The following is a 6,814-nucleotide window of genomic DNA, read 5'->3' on the forward strand; positions in this document are numbered from 1 at the left end:
TACAGCGGCGGCGACTTCGGTCTTTCGCGAGATCAAGTTCAGCGATCATGCGCCGCTGATTATCGATTACGACTGGAAGGTTTGAGGAGGGGGCGCCTTTACGATCTGGGTTTCTTGAAGCGCCCCATCCCGGCATAGTTCGGCAATTGGTCGACTGTCAGGCCAAGCGCCTTGGCGTAGAGCGGCATCATGTCGGGCAGGCGCTTCATCAGGTCGTGCACGCGATCGGCGCCAAACGGATGCATCCAGATAAATCCGTTCGGCGTGCGCCTCGTCGCCGAATCAATCTTTTTCCACAAGGTCACGGCGGCGCGCGGATCGTATCCCGCCCGGGATGCAATCTCGCTGCCGATCACATCGGCCTCGGTCTCATCCGCCGGCGTGTATCGCATGGCCAGCAATTGCTCGCCGATGCCTAAGGGCGCCGAAATGATATCGGCGAAACCGAACAGCGGCGGAATCGTGCCCGTGGTCAATTGCGCGGCCTGCTGACGCCCGAGCCGGTCCCGTGCGTGTTCACGCAACGCGTGCGCAATTTCATGGCCGATCATCATGCCGAGCTCGTTGTCGTTGAGCCGCAACCGCTCGATCAAACCGCTATAGATCACGATCTTGCCGCCCGGCAGGCAATACATGCGAATCTCGTTCGATCGCACCACGTTGATCTGCCATTTCCAGTTCTTCGAGCGGTCATTCCATTTCAGCGCAAACGGGATCTCGCGATTCGCAATGTCGCGGGCGCGTTTGACGAGCGGGTTGTCATCGCCGAGAAGATGTTTCGTGCGCTGGGCTTCATGGAGAATTTGTTGATATTCATCGGCAGATTGCTGTTCGAGTGTCGCCGATGGAATCAGGTTGCGGAACAACGCCGCATTGCCAAAGCGAATCTGGCCGCTCGCCGCCGAGTATGGCTGCTGCGAGACTGCATCGGACGCTGCGAAAGACGCGCCGGCCTGAAGCGTCATGGCGCAGGCCGTGACGCGGATTAACGCGTGCACCTTCATCGGACAAGTCTCCAGGGCGCGATTTTCGGCAACAGTAACATGCCGGGAATCGACAACGCCACGCAGACCATGAAGTACTCGAACCAGCCCGTCTGCGCCACGATAAAGCCGCTCGATGCCGACGCCAGCGTGCGCGGCACCGAAGCCAGGCTCGTGAAGAGCGCAAACTGCGTGGCCGTATAGCGCGGATCGGTCGTGCTCGCGATATACGCAACGAACGCCGCCGTGGTCAGGCCGGTCGCGAAAGTCTCGAAGCCGTAAAGCGTGGCCAGCGCGACAGGCGACGGCCCGATCTTGGCCAGCCACGCAAAGCCGAGCGTGGACACGATCTGCAGCACGCCGAAGATCCACAACCCGCGCCCGATACCGATCTTCACCAGCCACATCCCGCCCACGATTCCACCCGCGATGCTCGCCCAGAAAGCCACGGTCTTGGCGATCACACCAATTTGCGTCTTGTTGAAGCCGATATCGAGGAAGAACGACGTGGACAGGGTGGTCGCCATCGAGTCGCCGAGCTTGTACAGGAAGATGAAGCCGAGGATCAGCAGCGCCGTGCGCCAGCCGTCACGCCCGATGAATTCCTTGAACGGATCGACGATCGCATCGCGCAGATTCTTGGGCGGCGTGCCGTGTATTTCCGGTTCTTTCACCACGAGCGTCAGCACGACGCCCGGCAACATGAACGCCGCCGTGACCATGAACACCGTGGACCACGGCAGATGGTCCGCCAGGATCAGTCCGAGCGAGCCCGGGATCAGCGCGGCGATCTTGTAGGCGTTCACGAAGACCGCGTTGCCGAGGCCCTGTTCGGTATCGGCGAGAAGTTCCCGGCGATACGCATCAATGGCAATGTCCTGGCTCGCCCCGAAAAACGCGACAAGCGCGGTCAGCGCGGCGACGGTCCAGATTTCCTGTTTCGGCGAGATGAACCCGAGCGCTCCGATCGCCACGCCGACCAGCAGTTGCGTGACGATCATCCAGCCGCGCCGCCGGCCCGGATGCCATCCGGGCAGCCGCGGCACGTAGCGGTCCATCAACGGCGCCCAGATGAACTTCCACGTGTACGGGAACTGGATCAGCGCAAAGAGGCCGATCTCCTTCAGATTCACGCCTTCGGTCCGCAACCACGCCTGGACCAGGTAGATGAGCGTGAAAAGCGGCAACCCCGACGTGAAGCCAAGAAACACGCAAATCAGCATGCGTTTGTTGAGAAACGCACGCCAGCCGGGGCGATCTTCGTGAGCGGTTAGTGCGGGCGCCTCGTTTGGCGAGTTGGACATATGAAATCAGTGTGATGCAGTGGGCGATGCGCCAAGCGGTGAACGGGCGATCAGTTCAGCTACGCTTCACGCGATAGACCGCAAGGCTACCACGCCAGTTCGCGCCCCAGCGGATCGACTGGCCGCCATGCAGCACGGCGCGATCGAGGATCTCGATACCCACTTCCGGCGCCAGCGCCTCGAAGTCCTGGATGGTCAGCACACGCACGTTCGGCGTGTTGTGCCATTGATAAGGCAGGGTCTTCGATACCGGCATGCGCCCCTGCAGCACGGTCAGCCTGTGCCGCCAGTAGCCGAAGTTCGGGAACGACACAATGCATTCACGCCCGACGCGCACGGTTTCGCGCAGGATGGCGGCGGTCTGGTGGATGGTTTGAAGGGTCTGCGAAAGGATCGCGAAGTCGAAGCTCCCGTCCTCGAAAAGGCGCAGCCCGTCTTCCAGATTCTGCTGGATGACGTTGACGCCTTTTTGCGCGCAGGCAAGGACGCCGGCGTCATTGATTTCGATGCCGTAGCCGGTGACATCGAGTTCTTCGCTTAGGAGCGAGAGCAGCGACCCGTCGCCGCATCCCAGATCCAGCACCGACGAGTTCGGCTCGACCCAACGCGCAATGGCCCGAAAGTCCGAGCGCAGGGAAAGTGAATCCAGCGTGATTTGGTTCATGCACCCACCTCGGCGGCAATGCGTTCGTAATAGGCGCGCATCAGGTTGTGATAGCGGGCGTCGTCGAGCAGGAAGGCGTCGTGGCCATGCGGTGCATCGATTTCGGCGTAGCTCACCGTGCGTTTATGGTCGAGCAGCGCTTTCACGAGTTCCCGCGAACGCGCCGGCGCGAACCGCCAGTCGGTCGAGAAACTCGCAATCAGGTATTTGGCCGTCGTGTGCGCGAGCGATTTGGTCAGGTCGCCATCGAAGGCCTTGGCGGGATCGAAATAGTCGAGCGCCCGTGTGATGAGCAGGTAGGTGTTGGCATCGAAGTATTCGGCGAATTTGTCGCCTTGATACCGGAGGTAGGACTCGACTTCGAATTCGACATCGAAATTGAAGTTGTACGCGTCCAGCGCGCCTTCAGCCCGGCGCAACGCGCGGCCGAATTTCGCAGCCATGTCGTCGTCCGACAGATACGTGATGTGCCCGATCATGCGCGCTACACGCAAGCCCCGACGCGGCTTCACGTTGTGCGCGTAGTAATCGCCGCCGTGGAAGTCGGGATCGGAAAGGATCGCCGAGCGCGCGACTTCATTGAACGCGATGTTCTGCGCGGACAGCTTCGGTGTCGATGCCACCACGATGCAATGCGCCACGCGCGCCGGATACATCATGCTCCACGCGAGCGCCTGCATGCCGCCGAGACTTCCGCCCATGACGGCCGCGAATGTTTCGATGCCGTACAGGTCCGCTACGCGTGCCTGAGCGTGGACCCAGTCTTCGACGGTGACCACGGGAAAGCTCGCGCCATAGGGCTTGCCGGTGGTGGCGTTGATGCTCATCGGCCCGGTCGAGCCGAAGCACGAACCCAGGTTATTCACGCCAATGACAAAGAACCTGTTCGTGTCGAGTGGCTTGCCGGGACCGACCATGTTGTCCCACCAGCCGACGTTCTTGGGGTCATCGGCATAAACACCGGCCACGTGATGCGATGCGTTGAGCGCGTGACAGACCAGCACGGCGTTGGAGCGTGCGGCGTTGAGCGTGCCGTAGGTTTCGACGACGAGATCGTAATCGCCGAGCAGACTGCCGTTCTGCATGCGCAGCGGCTCGGTGAAATGCAGTGTCCGGGGAGTGACGATACCGATTGATTCCATTCATCCGCCTAGAGAAAACAAGGGCGGCTAAACGGCGTCGGCGATGCGCGGATCAAGACAAGCAGCGCGGCTGACAACCTCTTTAGCCGCATTTATAGTGAACCGGGTCAGGGTTCGCGCGCCCGCAATCGAGTCAGCAAATCGGCGCGATGAAACATGTTGCATGGGGAGGATTATATCGGAAAAAGCCGAAAGAGCCGCTCGGCGCCCCTGATCGCGAGGTTGTCGGGTTGCAATACTAAGAAACGTCCGATTCGGAAAAGGAGTTTCCGGGGATAGGGTTATTGCTCTGCATCCTGGCACGGTCTGCGATGAACGCGCCGTTATCCGCGAGGTTTCGCGCATCTTGCCTTTATTGGGCAATGCAGATCATCCAGGGCCAAAGGATCGACTTTGACAGTACCCTTCGCCGCACGTTTCTGCCGCAAGAACGCAACGCTGCGGTGGCTAATGACCGGAACGCTGGCCGCCATGCTGCTCACCGCCTGTGGCAAGACGGACGAGCCCGTCGCGATCGTGCCCATTCAGGACAGTCAGACGCCCATCTTCATGTCGGTTGAAGCGGGTGCACGGACGTATCGGATGGTTTTCGACACGGGTGCGTCGTACACCGTCATCGATTCGCGCACCGCAACACGCGATCTGCGTCCCATGAGCGACGCAGCGTTGTCAGCCTGGACCCGGTTCGGAGAGCCGCTTGGCAAGTCCGTTTCCTTGCTTGAGGGGTCTGCCACAATTCGCTATTACGAGTCGCCTGCGCTCCGTTACGGGCAGTGGGCCGTGGCTTCCCGCGGCATCGCGCCGGCTATCGACTTACCGTTGCTCACACAATGGTCGATGGATCTGGGTGCGCGTGTGGACGGCGCAGTGGGCGCCGCGACCCTCTCCACGCTCAACTGGGTACTGAATCGCCGCGACCGCAGGCTGGAAGGCTATCGCTTCAGTTCGAAAATGTTCCGCGCTGAGAGCACAGGCATGACATGCGTGCCAATGCTCACGCTTCCCGAAGGGACGCCCGCCATATCGATAGAGATTGATGGCCATCCGGCCGTCATGACAATCGACACAGGATATATAGGCAATACCAGCGGAGGACTCTCGGTCGGCGATATCGCGACACTGCGTTACTTGAGCGCGTTGGCCGGCGAAATGACAATCGACAAACCCGGCGCTGATCGCGACGCAAAGGGGAAGCCGGTCGTTGTGGTCAAGACGAAGTCCGTGTCACTGGCGAGCCTCAGCATGGACGGGCTTGTGTTCCAGCAGACCGGGGTGGCCTCGGCTCGACTCGGCCTCGGCTTTCTTTACAAGTTCGAGAAGATTGCTCTCGACTTCGATCGGCATCGATTCTGCTTTTCCGCGCTGGCGCAAACGGCGCCTGACGCCTTGCCCACGCCTTGATCTGCATTGCACGACGTGAGCTCCCATTCAGCCTGGTCACGTCGTTTTGCTTTGATCGCCGTTGCTGCATCTACCGGCCCAACCGTGACGAGTGCCATGATCGATTCACATTCGCATACGAAATCCATCACCCTCCAGTTTCGTCTGGCCGTGGTCATTGCGGCAGGCGTTTTCCTGAGCGCCTGTTCGCCGCAGGACGATGCCGTCGTCATCTTTCCGATTCAAAAAGAGCCAAAGCTGCCGATGCTCGTCAAGGTCGTGGCGGGCGCGTCGACATACCAGTTGGTCTTCGCGACGGGAAACAACGCGACCACCGTCGACGCCGGCATCGCCGCACGCGACCTGACGCCGCTGACAAGCAGGGACCGGGCTGCGTTTGAAAAGAACGGCGAATGGTTTCTTGACCGGACAGGTTTCACCGGTCAGATTGGTTACTACGACGGCGTGTCCATGAGCCGCGAGGACTGGAAAATTCCATCCGACAAGATCATTGCCGCGCTGGATTACGGACCTACTGCCAAGCTACTCGGCGTTCAGGTTGACGGAATGCTGGGCGCGCCGGCTATCGCAACGCTGAACTGGATCTGGGATCGCCAGGCGGGCGATGTCCGTGGGTATCTCTTCGATTCAGTATTCTTCGCCAAAAAGCGCGAAAAGTTGACGTGCGTGCCAATGGAGACGCAGCTTAGCGGCGCGCCCGGCATACAGATCGTGCTCGGTGGTCAGCCGGTCTGGTTCGACCTGGACACGCTTGTGCTCGGGCGCCTGAGCGGTGTCCTGTCGCAGGCAGACGCCATACGTCTGCGGCAAGGCGGAGCCGTTGCGGCTGAGGTGAACTACTCTCCCCCGGGCAATGGCGGATCGCAGGCCAGTCATTCGCTGCTGAAGCTGAAGCCGGGATCGCTGGCGAACATCGCGGCCGAGGGGCTGGCATTCGACGAGGCCATGCCTGGCGACTCGTCCAAGCTGGGCATGGTGTTTCTAAGCAAGTTCGAGAAAGCGGCTTTCGATTTCAGCGATCACCGCTTTTGTTTTCCCGCGACAACGCGCCTTGCGCCGGATAAATTTCCCACGCAGGCCGAAGTCAGGCAGATCGAAAGAGCGCAGTCGGCTCGCTGATTGTTGAAAATAAACCTGTCCCGCGCGGCCAGTTCAACGGCGGCGTGGACCAAAGAGCGTTTGCGACGCGGTGCTGAGCTTTTGAATTGACCGGATCTTCAGGTCCACATAGTGCGGCCGGCCGCGCGCGGCGGAACGCAGGAAGCCGCTGTCGCTCGCATTGCGAACCGCCGGCAAATGCCCGGTGATCCAGACCGTGCG

Annotated in this window: 6 protein-coding genes; 2 read left to right on the top strand and 4 right to left on the bottom strand. The window is 60.7% G+C overall.

The window, feature by feature from the left end; translation table 11 throughout:
• Window positions 1–98 precede the first annotated feature (98 nt).
• From ACFFAR_RS20290 to ACFFAR_RS20305, 4 genes are read right to left on the bottom strand one after another with little or no spacing between them, the layout of a single operon-like run.
• Window positions 99–1,004: a M48 family metallopeptidase gene (locus ACFFAR_RS20290; protein WP_062168589.1), complete on the bottom strand. Its 906-nt coding sequence runs from the start codon at window positions 1,002–1,004 to the stop codon at window positions 99–101.
• On the bottom strand, window positions 1,001–2,287 hold the full coding sequence (locus ACFFAR_RS20295; protein WP_062168591.1) for an AmpG family muropeptide MFS transporter: 1,287 nt from the start codon (window positions 2,285–2,287) through the stop codon (window positions 1,001–1,003). Before ACFFAR_RS20295 ends, ACFFAR_RS20290 begins: the two co-directional genes overlap by 4 nt.
• Window positions 2,288–2,342: 55 nt before the next feature.
• Window positions 2,343–2,951 (bottom strand): methionine biosynthesis protein MetW, encoded by a 609-nt coding sequence (metW, locus tag ACFFAR_RS20300; RefSeq protein ID WP_086381445.1) that lies wholly within the window; start codon window positions 2,949–2,951, stop codon window positions 2,343–2,345.
• Window positions 2,948–4,093, bottom strand: coding sequence for a homoserine O-acetyltransferase (locus tag ACFFAR_RS20305; RefSeq protein ID WP_075359078.1), 1,146 nt, complete (start codon window positions 4,091–4,093; stop codon window positions 2,948–2,950). Before ACFFAR_RS20305 ends, metW begins: the two co-directional genes overlap by 4 nt.
• A gap of 393 nt (window positions 4,094–4,486) precedes the next feature.
• Between ACFFAR_RS20305 and ACFFAR_RS20310 the strand changes: the two genes are divergently transcribed.
• Together ACFFAR_RS20310 and ACFFAR_RS20315 are read left to right on the top strand one after the other, a co-directional pair.
• Window positions 4,487–5,494 (top strand): hypothetical protein, encoded by a 1,008-nt coding sequence (locus ACFFAR_RS20310; RefSeq protein ID WP_174363359.1) that lies wholly within the window; start codon window positions 4,487–4,489, stop codon window positions 5,492–5,494.
• Between the two features lie 96 nt (window positions 5,495–5,590).
• Window positions 5,591–6,613, top strand: a complete 1,023-nt coding sequence (locus ACFFAR_RS20315) for a hypothetical protein (RefSeq protein WP_174363360.1) — start codon at window positions 5,591–5,593, stop codon at window positions 6,611–6,613.
• Window positions 6,614–6,814: the final 201 nt, after the last annotated feature.

The sequence above is a fragment of the uncultured Caballeronia sp. genome (genome assembly GCF_964243625.1).
Taxonomy (GTDB): domain Bacteria; phylum Pseudomonadota; class Gammaproteobacteria; order Burkholderiales; family Burkholderiaceae; genus Caballeronia.